We start from the raw sequence: 22,825 nt of genomic DNA, 5'->3' as shown, positions 1-22,825 counted from the left end.
GTGTTTATTCCCGGCCGGCGCTCATCCGACAGGATGCATCCGCCGCGATAGCGCGTGAGCCAGCACGCGCGTCTTGCAAGGCCCGGCAGACAATCTCGCGCGAGAGCGCTTCGGGAAGGACGGCGAGATCGGCCTCGCCTCCTCTCAACCCTCGACCCGATAGAGCCGCCACCGCGCCGGCACGCCCTTGAGCTGGTGGCTGCCGTGATCCCTGAGGCGGATCTGGGATTGCGCTGCGAGCAGGTCCTTGACCGCGCTCGAGACCAGCACCTCGCCGGCGCGCGCCTTGGCGGCGACGCGGGTGCCGATGTGGAAGGCAAGGCCAACCATCTCGCCGCCGCTGATGGTGTATTCGCCGGCGTGCAGGCCGACCCTGATCTCGAGGCCGAGCGTGCGCACGGCCTTCTGGATCGCGGTCGCGCAATTGATGCCAGCCGCCGGCGCCTTGAAGGTCGCCAGCACGCCGTCACCGGTCGTCACGACTTCCTTGCCGCGCGATGATTTCAGCTCCTTGCGGACCGCGGCGTAGTAGAGGCCCATGACCTTGGTCCAGCGCGCATCGCCGAGCTTGGCGGCCTTTGCCGTGGAGCCGACGATGTCGACGATCAGGATCGTGGCGAGCGTCTGCTTGAGCTCGGCGCTGCCGTTCGCAGATTTTCTCCTGACCCCAATGGCGCCACTGAGCGGCTCATAGTCATGGCTGCGCCGCCGTGCGATGGCGGATTTGGCGTAATCCTGGGCGCGCTGCGCCGTGCCGCAGCGGATCGTTTTCTCCTGCGGCAGATGGGTCCAGTAAACCTTGCGGCCGTTGCCGGCGCCCTGCACTTCGACGGCGCCCCATTTCAGGAACACCGCCGAACCGACCCGCCGCACGCACCACGCCTTCGACGTGTACCCCGATACGTTCGACTGATGCAGGCCGACGCGAAGGAATTTGGGCATGACGATGCGGCTGATGCTGAACCGATATGGCGGACCCGGAGCGTAATTCGACGCTCGCGCCTTGGCAACAGCGCGCAATCGCGCGACGCGGTTTAGGTTCGCGCGGACGGCTCAAACGCGAACAGCTCGATCGGATCGCTGAAGCCGCGCACAACATGCTTGCCGACGCGCTCCAGCTCAAACTCGCGATCGACCAGCTCGGCGAAGTCGCGCGACAGCAGCACCGGCTTGCCGACCTGCTTGGTGAGCGCCTCGAGGCGCGAGGCCATGTTGACGGCGGGGCCGATCACGGTGAAGTCGAGCCGGCTTGATGACCCGATATTGCCGTACATGACGTCGCCGACATGGACGCCGATGCCGTAATTCAGCGGCGCGCGGCCCGTGCCGTTGTTGCGCTCGTTCAGCGCAACCATCGCACGCCGGGCCTCGGTGACAGCGCGCAACAGATTGGCGCAGGCGTTGGGCTGGCTGAGCGGGAAGATCGCCAGCAGGCCGTCGCCGATGAACTTCAGGATCTCGCCGCCATGGCGGGCGATCGGGTCCGACATCGCGTCGAAATAATCGTTGAGGAGATCGATGACGTCGTCGCGCGGCCAATTGTCGGAGATCTTCGTGAAATCCCGGAGATCGCAGATCATGATCGCGGCGCGCACCGTCGTGCCGGTGCCGCGGCGCGTGGCGCCGGCCAGGATGAGCTCGCCGGCATGGGAGCCCACATAGGTCTCCAGCAGCGTGCGCGCCAGGCGGTTCTTGATGCGGATTTCGCTGACCAGCGCCAGCACCGGCAGCAGCTTCTTCAGCGCGACGATATGCGCAGCGTCGAATCCGCCGGGCCGATCAGTTGCGAACGTGACCAGATGGCGCTTGCCGAGCGTGTGGTAGAGCGGCCAGGCGACATAGTCGGTGAGGCCCCTCGCCCGCATCTCGTCATAGAGCGCGTGCTTGCGGCCAAGCGCGGGATCCTGCTCCAGATTCTCACGCACTTCAGTGGCGCCGTTCTGCATTTCGTTGGCAGGACTGCCGATATATTCGGACCGCTCCCGTACATCGAAATCAACCCGCGCAATCTCGGCCTCGCGCATGCCGTCGGCCCACATGAAACGCGCCCCCAACCATTGCGGGTGCTGGATCAGCACGTGAAGCGTCGACCGCTTCAGCGGAATGCCCGTTTGCTGGATGCGGTTGCACATCTCGGCAAAAATGTTGTCGATGAAGCGCTCGTTGTGCGTCCCCGTGGTCAGCCAATCGACGACACCGTCGGATAGTGTTGTAGCGGGAACCTTGTCTGGCGCGTTCATATCCTGGCCTTCAGCGGCGGTCTTTATGCCCGCACATATCGTGTTCCGGATCGGCTGCGTCAACCTAGCCAGTTGCACGGATTGTGCGCATTCGCACGACCGCCGCCTAGCTGACGAGCCGAATCGATGCCAGTACCGCAAGTCCCGAAACGAGCGTCAGCCTGGACGCCTCGGTCAGTTCGATTTTCAGCGTGCTGCCGCCGGGAACGAGAAATTCCTCGCACTTGAGTTGAATGTCACAATCGCGAGATAGCGCGTATACCAGATGCGTGCCGGCGGGCAATGGCCGCTCGCCGGGCTCCTTCAGCGCCACCAGCTCGATCTCCGCCGCACCGCGCCGCGCCATCAGGTTGACGACCTCGACCGGGCCGGCCTCGAGCTCGGTCACGATCTCCATCTCGCCGGTGAAGCGGACGGTCGTGAACGGCTCGCGCTCGTCGAGCTCCTGCCCCCCGGCTTTCAGCACCAGCCCGCGCCCGCCGATCACCATCTGCAAGCGATCGATATCAGGCATGTGCGAGAACGGCCCGGGCGCAACGATCGGCGTGGACGCAAAGCGCCACAGCAGGCTGTCCCAGTTCTTCACCACCGTGCCGGGCCGATGCGCATCCGCGATATCGGTAAAGACGCCGCCGCCGTTCTTCCAGGGCGCACGGGTGTAGTCTTCGGCATTCAGCAGCGTGGTTTTCATAAAGCAGCATCCGGAATCAACGGGCTCATCATGCCCGCGATCGGCCGGCGCTGCTAGCGGTGGCGATGCAATCCGATCCAGGGGCCGGCTGCCAGGCCACGTCGCGGCCGGCCTTACAAATTGCAGGCAGCAGTCGCGCGATCTCGGCCCGTCACTTGGCAGATTTTCCCTGCAAAGGAACTCTCAGCACAGCCGGGGCTCCAGGCTGGCTGCACGTTGCCGACAACCACTGGTCCGTTTGCAACACGTCAATCTCCCACTGACGCAGCTTGATTTCGCATGAGGCGGTCAACTCTGTCGACGGATAGACAATGGCTTTCGTCGTAATTACGAGCTTATGGTTAGCCTTGGCAGCCGCCAGGAAGTCGTCCCATTTGACGAAATTGCCCCGCGGATCGCATTTCTTGTCGCCCTCCTCGCAATCAACCTCCCACGCGGCGAACAACGTCTCGTGACTGACGGCCGAGGCTGCGTTGACCGGAAACGGACGAGCCTCGCTGTCGCGCTTGAATTCCAGCGCGCCATCCTTGAGATCTGAGCTACCGAACTCATACCATCTGTGTTCGACGGTACGGTCGCCGAACGTCATCGTTATGTATTCACGGCGCACAATTGCGTTGTGACCCACATCCCCCTCGTTGGAATAGGCCATGGTCGCAATGAGCGCGAGATTGTTGTCCTGGCTGCGATAGTTCTTGCCGAGCTTTTCGACCGTCGTCAGAACAATCTGATCGGAAGGAAACAGCTGAACCACCGCGCCACGGGCAAAATTGAAAACCTGCCAAAGGACACCGCCCAGCGAGAGCATAAACGCGACAAGGGCGATGATCTCCGTCTTGCGGCCGACCCGCAAGCCCAGAACGTCCCAAGTCAGATCGGGTTCGGCCGACGTATCGGCGACGGCCGCGGGAATCGCTTCCTGCCGTTTCTGCGCGGCAAGCTGCGCTTCCGCCTTCTGCTGCTTGCACATCTCGACCTTCACTTTGCGGGCGACGGCGTCGATGGCGGCTCGCGCGGTGGCGCCATGGGAGGTGGAGCCGGCAATTGCAGCTGAACCGGCTGCTCACCTGGCGGAGGACGCGGAATTGGAGGCTCGCGTGGTGCCGGTGCTTTCGGAGCTGGAGGCTCGCGCGGTGCCGGGGCCTGCTGCACCGTACGCAGAAAATCGAAGAATCCACTTAACTTCAGAATATCCGGTGCAACTTGAGAAGCTCCGGGCGCTCGATTCACAGGCGCAAGATCCGAACCAAGTTTATCGAGTGACCTCAACGCCGGTCCGTTCTCATAAGGCCGAGCATCTGCATGCAGAGGAGGACAGACTGCAAGCATAAAGAGTATTGCAATGTTGCCACGCCTTGCCATGGCACACTCCTGAAATAAAGTTATCGCAAAAATAAGCTTTCCGCGGCCAATCTGCTGCCGCTACCAGAGGATGCACCAAAGAAAAACACCGCGCAAGGGAATTGCGCGGTCCACTAGGACAGGAAAGCAGGCCTGTCGCAACGAAGGGATGAAGCGGGTTGTGCCGTCGGCGGAGTCATCCGACGGCACGTCTTGCCTACGCGCCCTTCATTCGCTCTTGCCATTCAGCTTCGGCAGCGTCTCCACGATCTTCTGCTTGCCGTCGACGATCTCGGCGAGGAAGCTGGCGCGGTCGATGTCGCCGTTCTGGTCCCAGCTGGCTTCCATCAGCATGCCCGGTGCCTTGTCAGGCGTCAGCGTCAGGCCCTTCATCGCCGCGCCAAAGGCCTTGCTGTCGAGCTTGCCGATCTTCTCGGTGACATATTTGACGAGATAGACCGCGGTGTAGCCCTTGATCCCGTTGTGATCGGGGCGGTACTTGAAGCGGTCGCTGAACTTCTTGGTGAACTCCTCGATCGCCGGAATCGGAGCGTCGGCGCTGAGGCCGACATGACCGCGCACGCCGTTGGCGGCGGAGCCGGCGAGCTCGACCACCTTCTGGCTGAGCAGCGTGGTTTCGCCGAACAGCGGCGTCGACAGGCCTTGCCGCTTCGCCTCGATCAGGAAGCGCGCGCTCTCCTCCTCGTTGGTGTAGATGAAGGCGGCATCGGCCTTGGCGCCCTTGAGCTTGATGACATCGGAGCCGAAATCGACCTGGCCCTGCTCGGTGGAGATATCGGCCGCAATCTCGATGTAGCGTGCCTTCATCTCCTTCACGAAATTGTCGTGGCCGCCCTTACCGAAATCATTGTTGACCCAGAGCACCGCGACGCTTTTCACGTTCAGCTTGTCGTGCAGATAATTAGCGATCTTCGGCATCGAGAATTGCTGGCCGAAGGCGGTGCGGAAAATCCAGGGGTTGCCCTGCGTGGTGATGTCGGCAGCCTCGGCGCCGACGATCTGAGGGATTTCGGCTTGTTGCGTCAGCGCCATGTTGACCTTGACCGAACCGGAATAGATCGGCCCAAGCACGACATAGGGATCCTTGTCCAAAACCTTCTGCACCTGCGCGCGCGAGATGCCGGGGTTGCTCTGGGTGTCCAGATGCTCGGTCTGAATCTTGCGACCCAGGATGCCACCGGCGGCATTGATCTCGTCAACTGCGAGCAGGACGCCGTCACGCCAGTTGGTGCCCGAGACGGCGCCGGGGCCGGAGAGCTCGATGACGTCGGGGATGTAGACGGTGTTCTGCGCACGGGCTGCGCCCGTGGTGAGCGATGCTGCCAAGGCGATGGCGAGCGTGCCTGCAAGATGCCTCATGATGTCCTCCCCGTTGCTTTCCTTGTTATGATCCATCGAAGCCGAGCAGTTTCGCCGGCGTTTGCCACAGCAGGCGCTGCTGGTCGCCCGTGTCAGGAAACAGCGATGTCAGCACCGCGAGCAGCGGCCCGTAGTCGAGCCTTTCGGCTGCGCGCAGGAACGGATAGTCCGAGCCCCAGACGCAGCGATCGAGCGTGAAGGCCTCGACAAGCGCTGCAATGAACGGCCAGGTGTCCTTATACGGATGCGGCTGTTGCGAGAATTTGTAATAGCCTGACAGTTTGATGTGCGCGTCACGCTCGCGGCCGATCGCAAGCAGGGCCTGAAAGGTCTTGCTTTTGACACCCTGGCCGACCGACGGTCGGCCGCAATGGTCGAACACCAGACGCACTGGCGATTTGTCGATGAGGGGCAGCAGGTCAAGCAGCTGATCGTTCTCGACCTGGATCTGGAGGAACAGGCCGAGGCTTATCAGCTTCTCCAGCAGCGGCGCGGTGTTGCGATAATAGTCGGCGCCGTGGAACGGCACGTTGTAGGCAACGCCGATGACGCCGGCGGCTTTCAAGCGTTCGAGCTCGCGGATGTCGACGTCGTTCTCGACCACGGCGACGCCGCTGAAGCGGCCGCCGCCCTGCCTCAAGGTGTCGAGCAGGATGCGGCTGTCGCTGCCATAGCCGGTGTTGGTGGCGACGACCAGCGCATGGCGAACATCAAATGCGTCGAAAACACGGATGAGTTGCGCGGCCGGCGCAATCTCCTGCCCGCTCGGGCGATACGGCGTATCGGCGCCATAGGGAAAACGGACGGGATCGATGGCGTGGATGTGACAGTCGATCTTGGGGCCCGCCGGCAATGTCATGGCACAAAGCTTCCCGCGGTTCAGAACGTGGCCTCGATCGCCTTGATCAGCTCGGGCGTGACGTCAGGCATCACGCCGAACCAGGCCTTGAAGGCGAGCCGCGCCTGGTTGAGCAGCAGGCCGAGCCCGTTCACGGTGACGCAGCCGCGCGCGCGGGCCCCGGCCAGGAACGGCGTCTCCAGCGGCGTGTAGATGAGATCGGCAGTGAGCGTTGCCGGGTTCAGCCGCGACAGATCGATCTCGAGCGCGCTCTTGCCGACCATGCCGCGATCAGTGCAGTTGACCAGCAGCGCGACATCGCCGAGCGCGGCTGCGCGATCGTCCCATGCCACGGTGCTGACGGCGGAACCGAACTCCTTCGCAATCGCCTCCGCCTTCTCCGCGGTGCGGTTGGCGATCCGGATCTCGCGTGCGTCGTTCTCCAGCAGCGCCACGACAACCGCGCGCGAGGCGCCGCCTGCGCCGAGCAACAGGATCGGGCCGGCATCGCCGCGCCAGTCTGCTTTCGCGTCGCGCAGGCTCTGCACAAAACCATTGCCGTCATTGTTGAAGCCGGACAGTGTGCCGTCTGCCTCGACCACGATGGTGTTGACGGCGCCGATGCGCCTGGCGGTCTCGTTGACTCGAGCGAGCTGCGCCATCGCCGTCTGCTTGTGCGGCATGGTGACGTTGCAACCGCGGAATCCGAGCGCGACGAGGCCGCGAAGCGCATCCGCGAGCCGCTCCGGCTTGACCGCGAGCGGCACATAGGAACCGCGGATGCCGTGCGCCTTCAGCCAGTAATTGTGAATGACCGGGGAGCGCGAATGCGCGACCGGCATGCCGATGACGCCAGCCAAGCCAAAACCATCCTGCGACATGCTGCGCTTCCCGTCCCTGATCGCGTCTTTAGCGCACGACCATGCTATTTGGTCATTTGTACAAGACAATTAGAGGGAATGGCTAGCGGGCGCAATGTGAATCTAGGGGGCGGGAAGACCAGCTGATGGAGCAGAGGCGCGTCAAATCTCACCGTCGTCCTAGCGAAAGCCAGGACGACATCGGAGAGGCATCGCGCCTTGCCTTACATCCCGCTCAAGCCGCTATCCACCGCCAACGTCTGTGCGGTGACATAAACGCTCTCATCCGACAGGAAGAACAGCACGGCGTAGGCGATCTCCCAGGCGGTCGCTTGCCGTCCGAAGGGAACATGCCCCTTGCCGCGGTTGGGGCGGCCGGCCCCGGCTTCGCGGCCGTTGGGCGTGTCGACGAGGCCGGGATAGACGAGATTGGCGCGGATGCCACGGCGCGCACCAAGATGGGCGATGTTGCGCATCAGACCGCCGAGCGCGGCTTTGGAGGAATCATACACCGCCATCTGCGATCCCGCCTTCAGCGCGGCGATCGAGGAGATGAAGACGATGGCGCCGCCGCTGTCGAATATTGGCAGCGCGGCGCGACAGCACAGCATGGGGCCGCGGACATTGACGTCGAAGATCCTGTTCCACTCTTCCGGGCTGACATTGTCGAGGCCGGTCTTGCCGAAGGTGCCGATGTTCAGCACCATGCCGTCAAGACCGCCCATGGCGCGGCGGGCTTCGGCAATCATGCGCCGGACGTCGGCTTCAGAGGTGACGTCGGCCGCAATGGCAAAACCCTCGCCGCCTTCGTCGGTGATACGCTTGACGGTTTGCTGCGCCGAGGCGTGGTTGAGATCGGCGACTGCGACCTTCGCGCCTTCGCGGGCACAAAGAATGCTCATGGCGCGGCCATTGCCGATCGGATCGGTGGCGGCATCGAACACGCGCTGGCCACCGCCGACGATCAGGACGCGGCGGCCCTTGAGGCGTCCCCTGCCGGGCGCTTCGCCCAATGACTCCGGACTCGGCGGGCGGACGTAGCGCTCCGGCTTGCTCTCCGTGTCCGCCATCTCAGCCGCCTATGTCTTGCCGCCGTCATAGACCTTCATGCCGGCGGCAGGATCGAGGTCGGTTTCGGTCGCCTCGGTGACGCGGGCCATCATCATGTAGAAGCCGATCGCGACGATGGATTCCACGATCTCCTGGTCGCTGAAATGTCTTCGCGCAGCGATGAAGATCGCGTCAGGCACGCGGACGTTCTCGACGACCTCGCGACCGAACTTGAGCAGCGCGCGCTCGGCCTCATTCAGCGCCGCAGAATCGTAATCGCCGCGCTCGACCGCGTCGACCTGCGATTGCGTGCAGCCGACGCCGAGCGCGATCGGCACGTGCTGGCGCCATTCATAGGCGCCGCCTTCGAGCTGCGCGGCCTGCAAGATCAAAAGCTCGCGGTTGACCGCGCTGAGCTTCTGCTTGTGAAGAATCGAATTGCCGAGCCGCATCGCCGGAATCATGTTGGCCTCGGCATGGGCCATCATGCGGAAGATGTTGAGCTTGACCGGCATGCGGTCGAACGAGGCGCGGATATCGCCGCTCGTCGTCTCCGGATCAATCAGGGGCAGCCTTGCCACGCGTCTCTCCCTTGGTTCTTTTTCTCTTGTTGTCGTCGTCGCCCGCCGCAATCAGCGACAGAAAGAAGGCGAGATAGCGGTCGATCGCCTCGATCACCTTCGGCCGTGGCGAGGGTGCCGCGCCCATCACGTAATGCTCGAGCCTGATGTAAATGAGGCCGGCCGCGAACAGCCGGGCCGTTTCGCGCGGGTCCGGTGTCGAGACGAGGCCCGCCAACGCGAAGCCGCGAAAAAAATCCGTCATCAGGCGCTGCTCGCGCGCGTAGAACTGATCGGCGAACTTGGCGCGGATGCCGGGCACGCGGTTGCGCTCGGCGGTGATGACCTTCTGGAATTGGTGCTCGCGCGGATCGGACCATTGCTCGACCAGGTCAAGCGCGAACTGGCGGCAGAATGCGGCGGGCTGGCGCGCGAGCTGCTTGTAGCGCGGCTCTTCCAGCCGGCTCGCGGAACTGGCCGGACCGTGCTCGCTGACGATCGCTTCCAGGATCGCGGCCTTGCCGGAGAAATGATTGTAGAGGCTGCTCTCGCGGACGCCGACGCGACGGGCCAATTCGCGCATCGAGGCGCCGCCATAGCCGCTCTGCGCAAACAGGTTGAGCGCCTCGTTGAGGATGCGCTCACGGGTGGTGGGCGCAGCCACTTCCGCCGCGCTCGGGGGGTGAACAGCCATGACGGATTGACTAACGAACGATCGTTCGTTAGTCAATCCGGAGACGTCAACTCCGCGCGGGATCGAGACGCGGAGAGCAATCAAGGGAGCGCGGGCATGAGCCGCATCTTCGGCGCCGTGCGCCAGAATGGATATGTGGTGCGGGACATCCAGGCCGCGATGACGCACTGGATCAAGGTGATGGGCGTCGGCCCCTGGTACTACATCGACCGTGTCACGACCGACTGGTTCCGCTATCGCGGCCAGGATTCCGCGGTCGAGATGAGCATCGCACTCGCCAATTCCGGCGATCTCCAGATCGAACTGATCCAGCAGCGCAACGACGCGCCCTCGCTTTACAAGGAATTTCTGGACGCCGGCCACGAGGGCCTCCAGCACATGTCCTATTGGAGCCACGATTACCAGGCGCTCTACGACAAGGCGATCGGGCTCGGCTACAAGATCGGTCACGAGGGTCAGATCGGCGGCGACAAGGGTCGCTTTGCCTATTTCGACACCGAGGCCCATCCGGGCACGATCATCGAGATCTCCGATATCAGCGGCACCAAGGGGCCGTTTTTCGACAAGGTCAGACAGGCGGCGATGAATTGGGACGGCTCGCGACCGATCCGCGAGGTCGGCGGCGCGAGATCATAGCTCCCGTTTGCCGCGCCGCACCTGAGGACAGGCACACCGTTGCCGGACCGACGATGCATGGTAACATAACGCCTCCCGGCCCGGAGCTCAGCGAGGCAAGCATGTCTGCAACTGACAAGGTTTTCGCCGGCTCAGTCCCAAAGCTTTACGACGAATATCTGGTCCCGCTGATCTTCTCCGTCTACGCCGACGACCTTGCCAGGCGCATCGCTGCGCTATCGCCCTCGGACCTGCTCGAGATCGCGGCGGGCACCGGCGCGGTCACACGGGCCGTGGCGGCGTTGCTGCCTTCAGGCGTCCGCTATGTCGCGACCGACCTCAACGAGCCGATGCTCGCGGTTGCCAGGCAGAGTCAGAATGACGATCCCCGCATGACCTGGCGTCAGGCGGATGCACTGACGTTGCCCTTCGACGATGCGGCGTTCGACGTGGTCTGCTGCCAGTTCGGCGCGATGTTCTTTCCGGATCGCAGCAAGGGCTACGCCGAGACGAGGCGGGTGTTGAAGCCTGGCGGCACGTATCTGTTCAACGTGTGGGACCGTATCGCGGACAATGTGTTCGCCGATGACGCGACCGCCACGCTCGGCAAGGTGTTCCCCGACGATCCGCCACTGTTCATGGCGCGGACGCCGCACGGCTATCACGACAAGGCCGTCATCAAGGCCGATCTCGAGCGTGCAGGCTTCAGGGACATATCGATCGAAACCAAGACAGCGATGAGCCGTGCGCCCTCCGCCGAATATGTCGCGATCGCGTATTGCCAGGGAACGCCGCTGCGCGGCGAGATCGAGGCCAGGGATGCGAGCAAGCTCGAGGCCGCGACCGATGCCGTCGCCGAGGCGATCCGGAAACGCCATGGCTCGGGACCGGTCGAAGCGAAGATTCAGGCGCTCGTGATCACGGCCCGGCCGTGATGGCCGGAGCAGCTATGCTCCAGCCCTGCCCTTACCAAAAACTCCGCTGCATCGGCATCGGCTGTGCCGGCTGATAATACTGGTACTGGCCGGCGCGGCGGCGCGGATTGACCGGCTGCGGATTGGGATCGCGCTGCCCAAAGAAGAAGAAGCCGTTGCCGCCGAAGCCACCGCCCCAGCCATCGTCGCTGGCCATTTCCACCGACGGCGCGGTCGGCTTGCGGGTGATGAAGCCGCCTTGCGGATGATTGCTCAGGACCGCGACGAACTCGGTGCGATAGTTGGTCTCGGCGCTCAAGGGCTCGTCCGAGATGATGATCGAGGAACGCGGCAACGCGGTCGGCGCGATGCGATCCCACACCTCCTGCGGGATGGTGATGCGGTCAAGCGCGTCCTTGGCGGTGTCGCCCTCGTCGATGCTGACAACGCTCCAGCGCAGACCCGTATCGTTCTTCGCCATGGCCGTGAAGATGTGGGTGCCGATCGGCTGGTCGGGATTGCGGATGGTGACGGGCACCTCGATGCTGGTGTCGAACACCTCACCGCCACCATCCGGCGCGGGCTTGTGGGTGTTGCGCCGAACATAGAGCTTCTGCGTAGCGCGGCTGATGTAGACCGAGACCGGCTCCAGCGCGAGCTTGGCATCTAGCGCAGCCTTCACAGCCTCGACCTTTTTGGCCGCGGCGACCTTGGCCGCGTCCTTGGTCGCGGCAACCGCGTCGCGCTTGGGCTGCGCGGCGGCCTTGGCGGCGTCGAGCTGGGTTGCGGCATCAGCGGCCTTGGCCGCCACCTTCTGTTTCAGCTCGTCGGCCTTTGCCTTGGCCTGATCGTTCTTGGCATTGGCAACCAGCTTGTCGGCATAGGTGTTCTCGGCGTCGGCGCGAGCCTTCTGCTGCTCGAGCTTGCGCAGCGTTGCCGGGAGCGATTGCGCTTCCTTCGCCGCTGCAGCCGCAGCCTTCTTGGCTTCGTCCGCAGCCCTGATGGCCTCCTCGGCCTCGGCAGAAAGCTTGCCGATACGACCAGGCGCTGCCGCGATGGCCTCCTTGCTCGGTATGAACAGCGAGGGATGCGAGAAATCGACCGGAGCGGCATCGTTCGGCGAGATGATCACCCGCATGCCGATGCTGGTCTTGTCGAACAGGCTCTCGGCAAAGTTGAAGGGCATGCGCACGCAGCCGTGCGAGGCCGCGTAGCCGGGCAGCGGTCCGCCGTGCAGCGCGATCCCGTTCCAGGTGATGCGCTGCATGTTCGGCATCCAGGCATCGTCATACATGGAGGAGTGGTGGTCCTTGTCCTTCTCGATGACGGCGAAGACGCCGGCGGGCGTCTCGCGGCCGGTCGTGCCGGTCGAGACCGGCGCGCGCAGGATCCAGCCCTCGGAATCGTAGAACGTCACCTGCTGGCTCTTGATCGAGACGATCGCCATGATCGGCTCGCCCGCTTCGCGCGGCGCCACCGCCTCGGCGGTCTGGCGCGGCTGCTTGGCGGCAAAGGCTTCGCTCGGGGCGGCCAGGGCAAGTGCCGCCGCGAACATCACAATTCCGGGAGTCCCCCAACGCCGCATCACCCGATTGGATTGCGCCGTCGTCATCAGGTCTTTCATGCCATTCCCCGGTTGCCTGTCCGCACTTGCATCGATGATCCGTCAGATTGCGATCTTTGGATTAAGAATTCGCAGCCACCATCTGTTCCGTTTCCGGCATTATTCGGTCCGTTCCAGCGGCGAAACTCTCTTATACGAGGGTCCGTGCGGGCGAAAGGGCGGTCGGCGGCCAAGGCTGGCCCCGGGGCTGGCGATGGCGGGACGGCTGCGAAGCAATGTTCGCCCATGGAGGCAGCCTGGCCGGATGTGACCAGAATCACAGAAATGGCGCGCCCGCTTTACGGCGCACCGACGGCCTTGTTCGCCACGAGCAATTCGATTTCGGCGTCGCTCAACCCGGCCTCGCGCAACACTTCACGCGAATGCTCGCCAAGCCGCGGCGCCATACGATGGATGCCGGCCGGGCTCGCGGAGAATTTTGTCGCAGGGCGCGCCTGGCGAATGCGACCTTCCGTCGGGTGATCGATATCGGCAAACAAGCCGACGGCTTCAAGATGCGGCTGCTCGCCGATCTCGGTCAGCTTGGCGAAAGCAGTGTGCGGCACGTCGAGCCGCAGCAAAAGCTCCTCCCACTCCGCGGTGGTGCGGGTCGGCCCGATCTCGCTCATGCGATCGTAGACCTTGTCGATGTTCTGGGAGCGCAGCACGGGATCGCGCACGCCGAGCTCCTCGATCAGCTCGGGGCGGCCGACGGCCTCGAAGAAGGCGCACCAATTATCGCCCGAATAGGGCAGCATCGTCAGCCAGCCGTCCTTCGTCTTCACCGGGCGCCGGTTCTTCATGCGCTTGTAGCCGGTCGGGCCGATCGGCGGATCGAACGCATGCCCGCCCAGCATCTCGATGCTGTTGAAGCCTGCGATCGTCTCCAGCATCGGCACCTCGACCATCTGCCCCTGCCCGGTGCGCTCGCGGCGAAACAGCGCCGCGGACACCGCGCCGACCATCGCCATCGCGCAGATCTTGTCGCCGATCAGGCTCGGGACGAATTGCGGCTCATCGTCAGATCCGATCGACGATGCGAGGCCCGAGGCCGCCTGGATGATCTCGTCGAAGGCCGGGCGCGCGGCCCACGGGCCGTCCTGGCCGAAGCCGGTCGCGGCGGCATAGACCAGCCGCGGATTGAGCTTTGCGCAGTCCCCATAACCGAAGCCAAGCCGGGCCATCGCGGCCGGGCGGACATTGGTGACGAGCGCGTCGACCGTCGGGATCAGCTTGGCCAGCACCGCCTTGCCATCAGGATGTTTCAGGTCGAGCGCGAGGCTGCGCTTGTTGCGGTTGACCGCCATGAACTGGCCGCTCATGCCACGGTTCCGGAACAGGCCGGTGTAGCGCCAGGTGTCGCCGGCGAGCGGCTCGATCTTGATGACATCGGCGCCCCAGTCGCCGAGCATTTGCGCAGCATAGGGACCGAACAGCACGCTCGTCAGATCGAGAACGCGGATACCGCTGAGAGGGCCTGATGGTGCCATCGTCGCTTCGCTGTGGTTGGAGGACGCATCGCTCGCGATGCCGGCGAGGCAGACGATACATTGATTGTCGGGCGTGAGATGTAGCGCAGGATTCAGATGCGTATGCGCAAGCCGCAGCCGTTGCGTTTTACCGGCTCGTCACCTGGCGCGCCGAGCCCACGCCTCTCCGAAAGAGACCAGCTGCAACCGCTCCTCGTCCCACAGGGCCAGCCGCATGGACCGCAGACTTGGGAGCAGGGTCACCCGTCCGACACCCGCGAGTTGCGGATACTCCCGCAACACTTCGGGCAATCGGTAGCAGGGAATCCGGCTGCACAGGTGATGGATGTGGTGGATGCCGATATTCGCCGTGAACCATCGCAGGACCGCCGGCAAGTGGTAATGGGAGCTACCATGCAATGCAGCTTCGTGAAAACTCCAGCCTTCGTCATGGGACCAGTACGTATGCTCGAACTGATGCTGGACGTAGAACAGCCAGACACCGATCGACGCCGCCAGAATCAGAATGGGCAGATGCACAAGCAGGAAAGGCCCATAGCCCACCAACCGCACCGCCGTAGCGACAAGAACCGCGATGGCGGCATTTGTGCCCATCGTACTCAGCCAGGGTCTCCAGCCGCCACGCATTCTCCCTACCGGCCATCGATGCTTCAGAATGAAGAGATAGGCGGGACCGACGCCAAACATCACCAGGGGATGCCGATAGAGACGATATAGCAGCCGACGCCCGCGCGGCTGCGCGAGAAACTCACCCACGGTCAATGTGTCGATGTCGCCCAGTCCCCTGTGGTCGAGATTGCCGGAGTTCGCATGATGGCATGCATGGCTGTATCGCCAATAATCGTAAGGCGTCAGGGTCACAACACCGAGAGTTCGGCCAACCCAATCGTTCACGACCCGGCTGCGAAAGAACGAGCCATGTCCGCAATCGTGCTGGATCATGAAGAGGCGCACGAGCAAGCCAGCCGCGGGCGCCTCCAGCAGCAGGCCAGGCCAATAACCGTGACTAAAAGCACCCTGGATCAGAGCCCAGATGAGCAGGAACGGCACAGCCGTGATCACCAGTTCAAAAACCGCACGCGTGCTGTCGGGTTCGCGATAACGGGCGAGCAATTGTGGCAGTGCGCGGATTTCCGGCAATGTTGGGCTCATATCTGATTTGCTTCCGAACATGCCCGCACAAGCCGATAAGGTTCTCGCGCACGGACGCCTCCGCCAGCGGCTCCGGGGTCGCGCCCCACGTACTCCCATATTGATCAGTGCGCGGATGCTTTGCTGAGCAATATTGCACAGTCCAGGATCCAGCGATCCCATCCGAACATCCCGGGCCGCGCGGCTCACCGCGATCGGAGGCGGCCCAGCGCTCGCTCCGGCCATCAGGCAATTGCCGCATATGAGCAATATTGAACAGTGGCCGACATGGGAGCGCGGCATGCTCACGCCGTCGTAGCGGGCGAATCGGCTGCGAGCGGCGGCGGCTTCGGGTGCGGCATACCCCGCCATATCGGCAGGAGCTTCATATGTCAGAGGTCTACGCTCGTCCCGAACCGACGCTGATTCCCATACCCCGGCCACTCTGTCCGGCCTGCCAAACCCGCATGATGCTGATCCACGTCGCGGCAGGTTGCGACGGGCCCAATCTACGGATCTTCGAATGCTCGAAGTGCGGGAATGTCCACAAACTATCCAGCGTCGATCCGACGGTGGCAGCCAAGTAGCGGCTGAAGGGGAACGTTGGAAGAAGCGACCCTGGCACAGGGGCTGCGAGCCAGGGCCGCCATTCATCGGATACGATGAGTGGGCATCGTATCCGGTCGCCATCACCAAGTAGCCCCGGCGACGTTCGTTCCAAGCGCATGCTCTCGCGAGGCGCTACCAGCGTTTCCGCCAAGCGCCGCCCCAGCTTCCGCCCCATCGGCTCCGCCCGCGGACGAGCCCGATGATCAGGAGCAGCAAGATCGCGCCGATCGCTGCGTCAACGATCTGCGCAACCATCCCAGAACCGAGATGGAATCCAAGTTGCGGAAATATCCAGCTCGCAACGAAGGCTCCTGCGATTCCCACGACGAAATCGCCAACCAGACCCAAGCCCGTACCCATGACGATCTGACCCGCCAGCCAGCCAGCCGCAACGCCCACGACCAATATGACGAGAAGGCTCTCACCGGATATGTTCATGTTCACGTCCTCACCAACAAACTGCGGAACTTCCGCCACCGCTCAGAATAGACCAGAGCGACAGCGCGGGATGTGCAAAACGGCTCAGATGCCTGTCGTCTGAGCGGCGCGGGGCTTGCCGCTATTGCGGACCAATCCTCCGACAGGGCTGAGCAATTCTGCTCTACGGAGACGCGACCTAGCTGCTGGACTCGATGACGTCGCCCACTATTCGAAACGACCAACCGCATCGCGGAGCTTAATGCCGCACTCATGATGAGCCGGCAGAAAGCAAGATTCGGCTAACCGACCAGGTGTCGGCCTGCTAAACTGAGGTGATCCTGCAGAGGACTTCCACGACATCATGCCAAAAGCGCCGAAAGGAACATTCGATCCAAAGACCTTTCTCGCCAAGGTCGGCGACGGCAAAGCCATATTGAAATTCGACAAGAACCAGGTCGTGTTTTCGCAAGGCGATGCTGCGGATACCGTTTTCTATATCCAGAAGGGGAAGATCAAGGTTCTGGTCGTCTCCGAGCAGGGCAAGGAAGCGGTGGTCGGAATCATGGAGCCGGGGCAATTCTTTGGCGAAGGCTGCCTGAACGGACATCCCTTGCGAATTTCGACGACGGTGGCGATGGAACAGTGTGTGATCACGTCCATCGCGAAGCCAGCGATGCTTGCGACACTCAAGAGCGAGCCGAAGTTTTCCGAATTGTTCATGGGGTACCTTCTCAGCCGAAACAGCCGCATCGAGGAAGACCTGATCGACCAGCTGTTCAATTCCAGCGAGAAGCGGCTCGCACGGCTCCTCCTTCTCCTGGCAAATTTTGGAAAAGACGGCGGCGCCCAACCGATTGCAGTGCAGATCAGTCAGGAGACGCTCGCCGAGATGATCGGGACAACGCGCTCCCGGGTCAGCTTCTTCATGAACAAGTTTCGCAAGCTCGGCTTCATCACCTACAACGGCAAGATCGAAGTTCACAATTCCCTGCTGAACGCGGTCTTGTATGACAAGCCAGAGATCGTGAGGGACGACGACTGAGCCATTCGATCGGAAGGATCGAAGCGGTCCGGGCGATCTCCCGCGCATAGCGGAACATCAAGCGCGCCGTCTCGTTGCCTATAATGGCAGTCGATCACGCGAGGCGCGATGCAGGACAATGACCGGCGCTTCGACTTTGCAACGATGCGAGAAGAACCAATGAAAAAGCCCCCTGCACCAGCAGACGAGAGTGAGCCGAGAATCGTTCAAAGAGCCGACGTGGCGCCAACGGACGGCTTCTCGCTGGTGGTCGACGGTCGCTTGAAGGCGCATTACGACGACCAGAATGCCGCTCAGAAAGCCGGGGCCGAACTGCTGGGCAGGTTTCCAATGCTACAGATCCTGATCTACGATGCCGCGACGAGGACGAGATCCCCGCTGCAATGACGCTCCGCGCTCATTCCTTCTTGCGACGATCCGACGGGGTGTCGGGGACCATCCGACGGAGACGTATTGCTTGCGCGAAGCTGGCAGACGGCTGCCGCTTCGGGACGGCAGGCTTCTCCGGCTTGATAGATTCCGGGCGTCCTCGGACGGAAAGAAGCTCTTGGCTGTGGCGATCCAGACGCTTGTCCGAGCCGGGCGTATCGAGCAAATGGCCGACCAATTCGCCCGAGAGACGATAGATATTGTTGCCCCTGAGCTCGTAAACCTTTCTGCCGGCAAGGTCGAAGATGGCCGTGCCGGTCTGAAGTCCAGCGCGAGCACCCTTGTTGTTGATAATGTACCCGCTCATGACACACCCTCCATCAAGAGTTCCTTGATGGTGCACCCATCGTCAGCCATCCGGCCGCGACCGGAACCTTCGCCTCTTCTTCGATGAGACGTTTCAATAGCCACTGCCGTCGGGCATCGTCCTGGGCCAGATCAAGCTGCCTTCTGAAGAGTTTCAGGTTCTCGCGGTGAACGAATTCCTCCAGATCATCAATTCGGGTCACTCGGTCAGGTCGGCGGCCTGAGTTCGTGACTGGCGAGCCAGAGGACGGCTGTCGAGCGCATCGGATCTGCTTCAACTGTGGCAGCATAGATGTGCTGGCAACAGTCGCAATCGAACATTCCGATGTCCAATGCGGATGGCTCTCCAATTCTTACCAGGTTCACGTGTCCACCGCACTTGGGACAGCGCGGCTGCAGGACCGGTGCAAGTGACGGGCCGGATGAGTGGAAGTATTGCGAAAGCAAACGATTCACTCCTATCGGGCGAGAGCGTTGCATCGCCGATAGTTGCCCATAGGGACGACGACCAGGACACCATGTGCCTCCGGGTCCGAAGTTGCTGGTCAATATTGCTCGCTGGAACAAACCCCGCGCCGTAGCCGGATGCGCGCCTCCGGGGGGAATGAGGCCGAAATCGCCCCTAGACGCCTAGCGCCTTGCGATTGAACGTTCGCAGGAAGCGCAGCGACAACGTCCGCACATTGGCGACATTGAGAAGCCACGCGAGGGCGACATAGGCAAAGCCGCCCGCAACGCTCACGATGATCAGCGCCGCGATACCCGTCCCATGGATCTGCGACCGCGCGAGGAGGATCGCAGCTGCCATTGCCGCGGCAGAAGCGGCGACGCCGGCCAGGCGATTGACGTCGAACGGCACGGGATGGGCACGGCGCATGAGAACGACGGCGACGACGAAGCCGATCACCTCGGTTGCAAGCGTCGCCAGCGCAGCGCCGTAGATGCCGTAACCCGCAACCATCGTGAACATCAACGCAATGCTCAAGACCAGCGTGAGGAACGACTGTGCCGCCAGCATGAAGGGCCGTTCGGCGAGCTGGAAGCTGAGCTGGACGTAGAATTGATTGGCGATGCCGAAGCAGCGGGCGAGCACCAGCGTCGGCAGCAGCGCGGACACGCCGGCGCGAAAATCGACACCGACGAGCGTGCCCGTGACCTGATCTGCGGCGAGCGCAAGCCAGACCGCGACGGGCGCGACGACGACGAGCAGCAGCTCGAGACTCTCGGTCAGCCGCTCCCGCGTCGTGTCCTGCTCCGACAGCGAGCGGAACACCATCGGCACGGTGGCCGCGGCAACGCTGGTGGCGATCATGACCATGAACTGGCGCGGCAGATCGGCGGCGACACCGAAGATGCCGGCGGAATCCCTGCCGAGCAAATAGGCGACGATCAGCCGGTCGCTGGCCGAATAGACCGCGACAGACAATCCAGCCAGGGTCAACGGCAGGCCGTAGCGCGCGAGCTGCATGAACTGGTTGCGCGAAAAGCTTGCGACCCTGGCGCGATCGCTGACGAGATTGAGGATGACGCCGGCGAGCGAACCGAGGCCAAAGGCTGCGAGCAGGCCCATGCCGCCCCAGCCAAGCCAGATCCCGAGCAGGCCGAATCCGACGCTCGCCACGCTGCGCACCATCGAAATCGCCGCAAATCGAAAGGGCCGAAACTTGGCACGTTCGAACTCCTGGCCGACGTCGAACCCATTCGACATGATCGCGACGAACATGCTGGCGAGCACCAGCTCGACACTGACGTCGATACGGAACAGGAAGACCAGCGGGGTCGCCGCACACATGGCAAGGACGGTCAGTGCAAAGCCAACCATCGCCGTGCCGCGAAAATCCACTTCCGCCGACATCGCCTGATAGCGCGACACCGACAGCTTGATCCAGGCGAAGAAGATCGCGCCCAGAATTCCGGCGATGCTCATGCCGACGACATAGACGCCATACTCCGCCGGCGTCAGCAGCCGCGTGTAGGCGGTGACCGCAAAAAAGCCCATCGCAGCAGACAGGATGTAGCTGACGAGGTAGATGGAGAAATGGCGGTTCAGCATGCGTGCACGGGACCGGCGGCCTTGAAATCGAGCGGCCGTTAATCAGTTGGACCTTGGCGTGATGGTTCGACTGCGCCGCAGCATCTCCCAAGATAGTCATTTAAGTCTGCAAATCGGCCGCCAAATGGGATGGCTCCACCGCTTTCGCGCGTTAGCGTTAAATTTGCGCTGTCCTTGAACGGGGCGCCGCGATCACCGAAAAGAAACCATGATTTCAAGACGTCGCCCGGCGTTTGGTTAACGTATGGACGTGGCTAAAATGGACGTTGTCGAACGCATAGGGGCAAACCCGAGTTCCCTGCCCCATGGCGGGACCGATGCGTCCCTGGTCCCGGCGTCCCCTGCGGACGGGGGCGAGCGGATGACGCTCAATTTGTTCTTCGAGGAGCGCGACGACCGCTGGTTTCCGGGCGACCGCCACGTCCGGCCGCTGGTGCGGCGGATGCTGCTCGGAAAATCCTGGATCAGCGGCCAGCGGCGCGTGTTCCTCAATCTCTGCGCTGGGCTCGACCGGGTCGGCATCCCCTATCGCGTCAATGACTACAGCTACATCCGCAAGCATCCGGAGGAGCTCGCCTGCATCCTCGGGCGCCCCTTCGTGCTCGACTGGTTCGCGTGGAAGAACCCGCTGCTGCTCGGCGTCGTCATGTACAACCATCCTGTCGACGTGCCCGAGCGCCTCAAGGAGTTTCACGAGAACACGATCCTCGTGCCCTGCGACTGGTATGCAGAGATGTGCCGGCCATATTGGCCGCGTATCGAGGTGTGGCCGGTCGGCATCGAAACCGATTTGTGGATGCCAACGCCGGCCGCGCAGAAGAGCGTCGACGTGCTGCTCTATGACAAGGTTCGCTGGGACCATGACCGCTATGATCGCGAGCTGATCGAACCGATCCGCAAGCATCTCGAAGCAAGCGGCCGCTCGGTGGAAGTGATGCGCTACGGCCATTACAAGGAAGATGACTACAAGGCTGCGCTGGCGCGCTGCCGCAGCATGGTCTTCCTCTGCGAGCACGAGAGCCAGGGCATCGCCTGTCAGCAGGCGCTATCGAGCGACGTGCCCGTATTCGCCTGGGATCGCGGCGGCCCGTGGCAGGATCCGGAATATTTCCCGGACCGCGTGAGATACGAAGGCGGCGTGTCCTCCGTGCCCTATTTTGACGCACGCTGCGGCGGCACATTCGTCGATGCCGATGGCTTCATCGCCGGCTGGAGCGGCTTCTGGTCGCAGGCGAGCGCAGGCAGCTTCGCGCCTCGCGACTATGTGATCGACCATCTCACGCTCGAAAAGGGCGCGCTTCACTATTACGACATCGCCGAAGCGGTGATGCAGCGCCACGCGCGCTGAGCGGAACATTCGCGACAATTAACCCAACAACAGGAAACCGCGGCGCTGCAAGGCGCCGCTTGGTACGATGGCGCGTTGGTTCCGAAAGGACTTCCACCACGTGACGACGCTCGACAGACGCCAATTTCTCCTCGGCAGCGCCGCAACGCTCGCGACAGGCGCGTCGGCGTCCGCGGCCCCGCCAGCGTCGAAACTTGTCCAGCGTCATCAGGGCTATGGCGCGGCCGCCACGCTCTGGGATTTGCAGGCCGATCCACGGCTGGGCGAGGCCATCAGCACCTATTGCACGCAGGTGGTGCCGGTGCTCGAGCTGAAATGGCCGATGCTCCGGCCGGACGCGCACACCTTCGCCTTCGAGCGCGCCGACGCGATCTATGATTTCGCGCAAAAGAACGATTTGACCATGCGCGGCCATACGCTCGCCTGGTATCACGACATTCCTGACTGGACCAAGCAGATCAAGGATTCGAAGGGCGTCGAGCGCGCCTATGTCGATCACATCAACACCGTCGTGTCCTATTACAAGGACAAGCTGACCTCGTGGGACGTCGTCAACGAACCGATCCCTGACAATCCCGGAAGCGTCAAGGACCGTCGCGATACATTCTGGACGCAGCATCTCGGCGACGGCTGGATTCCGCTCGCGTTCCGAACGGCCGCAGCGGCCGATCCCTACGTCAAGCTCGCGATCAACGAATACGATATCGAATCGGCAAAGGATTCGTTCATCGCCAAGCGCGCGGCCTACCGCAACCTCATCATGGAGCTGCTGGATCAAGGCGTGCCCCTGCACGCGGTCGGGCTGCAATCGCATCTGCATGCCGAGCTCGAGATCGACACCCACGGGCTTGCCGAATTCGTCACCGAAGTCCGCTCATGGGGCCTCGAGGTCTTCGTCACCGAACTCGACGTCGACGACCAGAAGCTGACCGGAAGCCCTGCGGAGCGCGATGCCATCGTCGCCAAACGCGTCGACGATCTCCTGACCGCGATCTCGACCAGCGGACCTGTGCGCTCGGTCCTCACCTGGGGCATTTCCGACCGTTACAGCTGGATCAACGGCTACGTCAAACGCCCGGACAAGCAGCCGAACCGGCCATTGCCGCTTGATGGCGAGTTCAAGCCCAAGCCGTTGATGAATGTCATCAGCAAGTTCACGAAGGACGTGTGAGGATCAGCGCCTGTCTTACCTCGTCCTCACCGGGACAGGT

At 62.9% G+C, this 22,825-nt stretch carries 23 protein-coding genes; 6 read left to right on the top strand and 17 right to left on the bottom strand.

Annotated elements, in window-relative coordinates; genetic code table 11:
• Window positions 1-144: 144 nt before the first annotated feature.
• The 10 genes from L6639_RS31255 to L6639_RS31210 all read right to left on the bottom strand — a co-directional run bounded on the left by L6639_RS31255 (window position 145) and on the right by L6639_RS31210 (window position 9,654).
• Complete coding sequence (locus tag L6639_RS31255; protein WP_237865275.1) at window positions 145-942, bottom strand: adenylate/guanylate cyclase domain-containing protein; 798 nt, start codon at window positions 940-942, stop codon at window positions 145-147.
• Window positions 943-1,034: 92 nt separating this feature from the next.
• Window positions 1,035-2,240 carry an adenylate/guanylate cyclase domain-containing protein gene (locus L6639_RS31250; protein WP_237865273.1) on the bottom strand — a complete coding sequence of 402 codons (1,206 nt, stop codon included), beginning with the start codon at window positions 2,238-2,240 and terminating at the stop codon, window positions 1,035-1,037.
• 106 nt (window positions 2,241-2,346) lie between these two features.
• Window positions 2,347-2,931: a HutD/Ves family protein gene (locus L6639_RS31245; protein ID WP_237865271.1), complete on the bottom strand. Its 585-nt coding sequence runs from the start codon at window positions 2,929-2,931 to the stop codon at window positions 2,347-2,349.
• Window positions 2,932-3,082: 151 nt separating this feature from the next.
• Window positions 3,083-3,901, bottom strand: a complete 819-nt coding sequence (locus L6639_RS31240; RefSeq protein WP_237865269.1) for a hypothetical protein — start codon at window positions 3,899-3,901, stop codon at window positions 3,083-3,085.
• Between the two features lie 599 nt (window positions 3,902-4,500).
• Window positions 4,501-5,652, bottom strand: a complete 1,152-nt coding sequence (locus L6639_RS31235) for an ABC transporter substrate-binding protein (protein ID WP_237865268.1) — start codon at window positions 5,650-5,652, stop codon at window positions 4,501-4,503.
• A 25-nt stretch (window positions 5,653-5,677) separates the two neighbouring features.
• Window positions 5,678-6,511, bottom strand: coding sequence for an amidohydrolase family protein (locus L6639_RS31230; protein ID WP_237865266.1), 834 nt, complete (start codon window positions 6,509-6,511; stop codon window positions 5,678-5,680).
• Between the two features lie 20 nt (window positions 6,512-6,531).
• On the bottom strand, window positions 6,532-7,371 hold the full coding sequence (locus tag L6639_RS31225) for a shikimate dehydrogenase (RefSeq protein ID WP_237865265.1): 840 nt from the start codon (window positions 7,369-7,371) through the stop codon (window positions 6,532-6,534).
• Between the two features lie 203 nt (window positions 7,372-7,574).
• Window positions 7,575-8,420, bottom strand: a complete 846-nt coding sequence (locus tag L6639_RS31220) for an SDR family NAD(P)-dependent oxidoreductase (RefSeq protein ID WP_237865264.1) — start codon at window positions 8,418-8,420, stop codon at window positions 7,575-7,577.
• A gap of 9 nt (window positions 8,421-8,429) precedes the next feature.
• Window positions 8,430-8,981, bottom strand: coding sequence for a carboxymuconolactone decarboxylase family protein (locus tag L6639_RS31215; protein ID WP_237865261.1), 552 nt, complete (start codon window positions 8,979-8,981; stop codon window positions 8,430-8,432).
• The gene (locus tag L6639_RS31210; RefSeq protein WP_237865259.1) at window positions 8,959-9,654 is read right to left on the bottom strand and encodes a TetR/AcrR family transcriptional regulator; all 696 of its coding nucleotides are present in this window, start codon (window positions 9,652-9,654) and stop codon (window positions 8,959-8,961) included. The genes L6639_RS31215 and L6639_RS31210 overlap by 23 nt, the downstream gene beginning before the upstream one ends.
• A 96-nt stretch (window positions 9,655-9,750) precedes the next feature.
• Between L6639_RS31210 and L6639_RS31205 the strand changes: the two genes are divergently transcribed.
• Together L6639_RS31205 and L6639_RS31200 are read left to right on the top strand one after the other, a co-directional pair.
• Window positions 9,751-10,290 carry a VOC family protein gene (locus L6639_RS31205; protein ID WP_237865257.1) on the top strand — a complete coding sequence of 180 codons (540 nt, stop codon included), beginning with the start codon at window positions 9,751-9,753 and terminating at the stop codon, window positions 10,288-10,290.
• Window positions 10,291-10,391: 101 nt separating this feature from the next.
• Window positions 10,392-11,204 (top strand): class I SAM-dependent methyltransferase, encoded by an 813-nt coding sequence (locus tag L6639_RS31200; protein ID WP_237865254.1) that lies wholly within the window; start codon window positions 10,392-10,394, stop codon window positions 11,202-11,204.
• 31 nt (window positions 11,205-11,235) lie between these two features.
• Here L6639_RS31200 and L6639_RS31195 read toward each other — a convergent pair whose 3' ends face one another.
• The 4 genes from L6639_RS31195 to L6639_RS31180 form a co-directional block, all read right to left on the bottom strand.
• Window positions 11,236-12,807 (bottom strand): L,D-transpeptidase, encoded by a 1,572-nt coding sequence (locus L6639_RS31195; RefSeq protein ID WP_237865251.1) that lies wholly within the window; start codon window positions 12,805-12,807, stop codon window positions 11,236-11,238.
• A gap of 278 nt (window positions 12,808-13,085) precedes the next feature.
• Complete coding sequence (locus L6639_RS31190; protein WP_237865248.1) at window positions 13,086-14,276, bottom strand: CaiB/BaiF CoA transferase family protein; 1,191 nt, start codon at window positions 14,274-14,276, stop codon at window positions 13,086-13,088.
• A 138-nt stretch (window positions 14,277-14,414) separates the two neighbouring features.
• A complete protein-coding gene (locus L6639_RS31185; RefSeq protein WP_237865246.1) occupies window positions 14,415-15,428 on the bottom strand; it encodes a fatty acid desaturase in 1,014 nt (337 codons plus the stop codon).
• 720 nt (window positions 15,429-16,148) lie between these two features.
• On the bottom strand, window positions 16,149-16,454 hold the full coding sequence (locus L6639_RS31180; protein ID WP_237865244.1) for a GlsB/YeaQ/YmgE family stress response membrane protein: 306 nt from the start codon (window positions 16,452-16,454) through the stop codon (window positions 16,149-16,151).
• Between the two features lie 343 nt (window positions 16,455-16,797).
• On the opposite strand from L6639_RS31180, the gene L6639_RS31175 reads away from it, so the two are divergent.
• Together L6639_RS31175 and L6639_RS31170 are read left to right on the top strand one after the other, a co-directional pair.
• Window positions 16,798-17,478: a Crp/Fnr family transcriptional regulator gene (locus tag L6639_RS31175; RefSeq protein ID WP_237865241.1), complete on the top strand. Its 681-nt coding sequence runs from the start codon at window positions 16,798-16,800 to the stop codon at window positions 17,476-17,478.
• Between the two features lie 108 nt (window positions 17,479-17,586).
• Complete coding sequence (locus L6639_RS31170; protein WP_333909303.1) at window positions 17,587-17,865, top strand: hypothetical protein; 279 nt, start codon at window positions 17,587-17,589, stop codon at window positions 17,863-17,865.
• A 10-nt stretch (window positions 17,866-17,875) separates the two neighbouring features.
• On the opposite strand, the gene L6639_RS31165 is transcribed toward L6639_RS31170, so the two are convergent.
• From L6639_RS31165 to L6639_RS31155, 3 genes are all read right to left on the bottom strand, one after another.
• Window positions 17,876-18,214 carry a hypothetical protein gene (locus L6639_RS31165; protein ID WP_237865239.1) on the bottom strand — a complete coding sequence of 113 codons (339 nt, stop codon included), beginning with the start codon at window positions 18,212-18,214 and terminating at the stop codon, window positions 17,876-17,878.
• Between the two features lie 13 nt (window positions 18,215-18,227).
• Entirely contained in the window at window positions 18,228-18,416 is a 189-nt protein-coding gene (locus L6639_RS31160; RefSeq protein ID WP_237865237.1) for a hypothetical protein, read from the bottom strand.
• 419 nt (window positions 18,417-18,835) lie between these two features.
• On the bottom strand, window positions 18,836-20,266 hold the full coding sequence (locus L6639_RS31155) for a lipopolysaccharide biosynthesis protein (RefSeq protein ID WP_237865235.1): 1,431 nt from the start codon (window positions 20,264-20,266) through the stop codon (window positions 18,836-18,838).
• A gap of 259 nt (window positions 20,267-20,525) precedes the next feature.
• Between L6639_RS31155 and L6639_RS31150 the strand changes: the two genes are divergently transcribed.
• Together L6639_RS31150 and L6639_RS31145 are read left to right on the top strand one after the other, a co-directional pair.
• Complete coding sequence (locus L6639_RS31150) at window positions 20,526-21,614, top strand: glycosyltransferase family 1 protein (RefSeq protein ID WP_237865233.1); 1,089 nt, start codon at window positions 20,526-20,528, stop codon at window positions 21,612-21,614.
• Between the two features lie 100 nt (window positions 21,615-21,714).
• A complete protein-coding gene (locus tag L6639_RS31145) occupies window positions 21,715-22,785 on the top strand; it encodes an endo-1,4-beta-xylanase (RefSeq protein WP_237865232.1) in 1,071 nt (356 codons plus the stop codon).
• Window positions 22,786-22,825 lie beyond the last annotated feature (40 nt).

The sequence above is a fragment of the Bradyrhizobium zhengyangense genome (genome assembly GCF_022012555.1).
In the GTDB taxonomy this organism is placed as follows: domain Bacteria; phylum Pseudomonadota; class Alphaproteobacteria; order Rhizobiales; family Xanthobacteraceae; genus Bradyrhizobium; species Bradyrhizobium zhengyangense.
The sequence above is the reverse complement of the archived record's forward strand: the minus strand, read 5'-3'. Positions and strand labels throughout refer to the sequence as shown.

Excerpts from the sequence above, each read along its gene's own strand:
- L6639_RS31255 (WP_237865275.1), bottom strand. The coding sequence starts at position 942 with ATGCCCAAATTCCTTCGCGTCGGCCTGCATCAGTCGAACGTATCGGGG.
- L6639_RS31250 (WP_237865273.1), bottom strand. The coding sequence starts at position 2,240 with ATGAACGCGCCAGACAAGGTTCCCGCTACAACACTATCCGACGGTGTC.
- L6639_RS31245 (WP_237865271.1), bottom strand. The coding sequence starts at position 2,931 with ATGAAAACCACGCTGCTGAATGCCGAAGACTACACCCGTGCGCCCTGG.
- L6639_RS31240 (WP_237865269.1), bottom strand. The coding sequence starts at position 3,901 with ATGTGCAAGCAGCAGAAGGCGGAAGCGCAGCTTGCCGCGCAGAAACGG.
- L6639_RS31235 (WP_237865268.1), bottom strand. The coding sequence starts at position 5,652 with ATGAGGCATCTTGCAGGCACGCTCGCCATCGCCTTGGCAGCATCGCTC.
- L6639_RS31230 (WP_237865266.1), bottom strand. The coding sequence starts at position 6,511 with ATGACATTGCCGGCGGGCCCCAAGATCGACTGTCACATCCACGCCATC.
- L6639_RS31225 (WP_237865265.1), bottom strand. The coding sequence starts at position 7,371 with ATGTCGCAGGATGGTTTTGGCTTGGCTGGCGTCATCGGCATGCCGGTC.
- L6639_RS31220 (WP_237865264.1), bottom strand. The coding sequence starts at position 8,420 with ATGGCGGACACGGAGAGCAAGCCGGAGCGCTACGTCCGCCCGCCGAGT.
- L6639_RS31210 (WP_237865259.1), bottom strand. The coding sequence starts at position 9,654 with ATGGCTGTTCACCCCCCGAGCGCGGCGGAAGTGGCTGCGCCCACCACC.
- L6639_RS31205 (WP_237865257.1), top strand. The coding sequence starts at position 9,751 with ATGAGCCGCATCTTCGGCGCCGTGCGCCAGAATGGATATGTGGTGCGG.
- L6639_RS31200 (WP_237865254.1), top strand. The coding sequence starts at position 10,392 with ATGTCTGCAACTGACAAGGTTTTCGCCGGCTCAGTCCCAAAGCTTTAC.
- L6639_RS31195 (WP_237865251.1), bottom strand. The coding sequence starts at position 12,807 with ATGAAAGACCTGATGACGACGGCGCAATCCAATCGGGTGATGCGGCGT.
- L6639_RS31190 (WP_237865248.1), bottom strand. The coding sequence starts at position 14,276 with ATGGCACCATCAGGCCCTCTCAGCGGTATCCGCGTTCTCGATCTGACG.
- L6639_RS31185 (WP_237865246.1), bottom strand. The coding sequence starts at position 15,428 with ATGAGCCCAACATTGCCGGAAATCCGCGCACTGCCACAATTGCTCGCC.
- L6639_RS31180 (WP_237865244.1), bottom strand. The coding sequence starts at position 16,454 with ATGAACATATCCGGTGAGAGCCTTCTCGTCATATTGGTCGTGGGCGTT.
- L6639_RS31175 (WP_237865241.1), top strand. The coding sequence starts at position 16,798 with ATGCCAAAAGCGCCGAAAGGAACATTCGATCCAAAGACCTTTCTCGCC.
- L6639_RS31170 (WP_333909303.1), top strand. The coding sequence starts at position 17,587 with ATGCAGGACAATGACCGGCGCTTCGACTTTGCAACGATGCGAGAAGAA.
- L6639_RS31165 (WP_237865239.1), bottom strand. The coding sequence starts at position 18,214 with ATGAGCGGGTACATTATCAACAACAAGGGTGCTCGCGCTGGACTTCAG.
- L6639_RS31155 (WP_237865235.1), bottom strand. The coding sequence starts at position 20,266 with ATGCTGAACCGCCATTTCTCCATCTACCTCGTCAGCTACATCCTGTCT.
- L6639_RS31150 (WP_237865233.1), top strand. The coding sequence starts at position 20,526 with ATGGACGTTGTCGAACGCATAGGGGCAAACCCGAGTTCCCTGCCCCAT.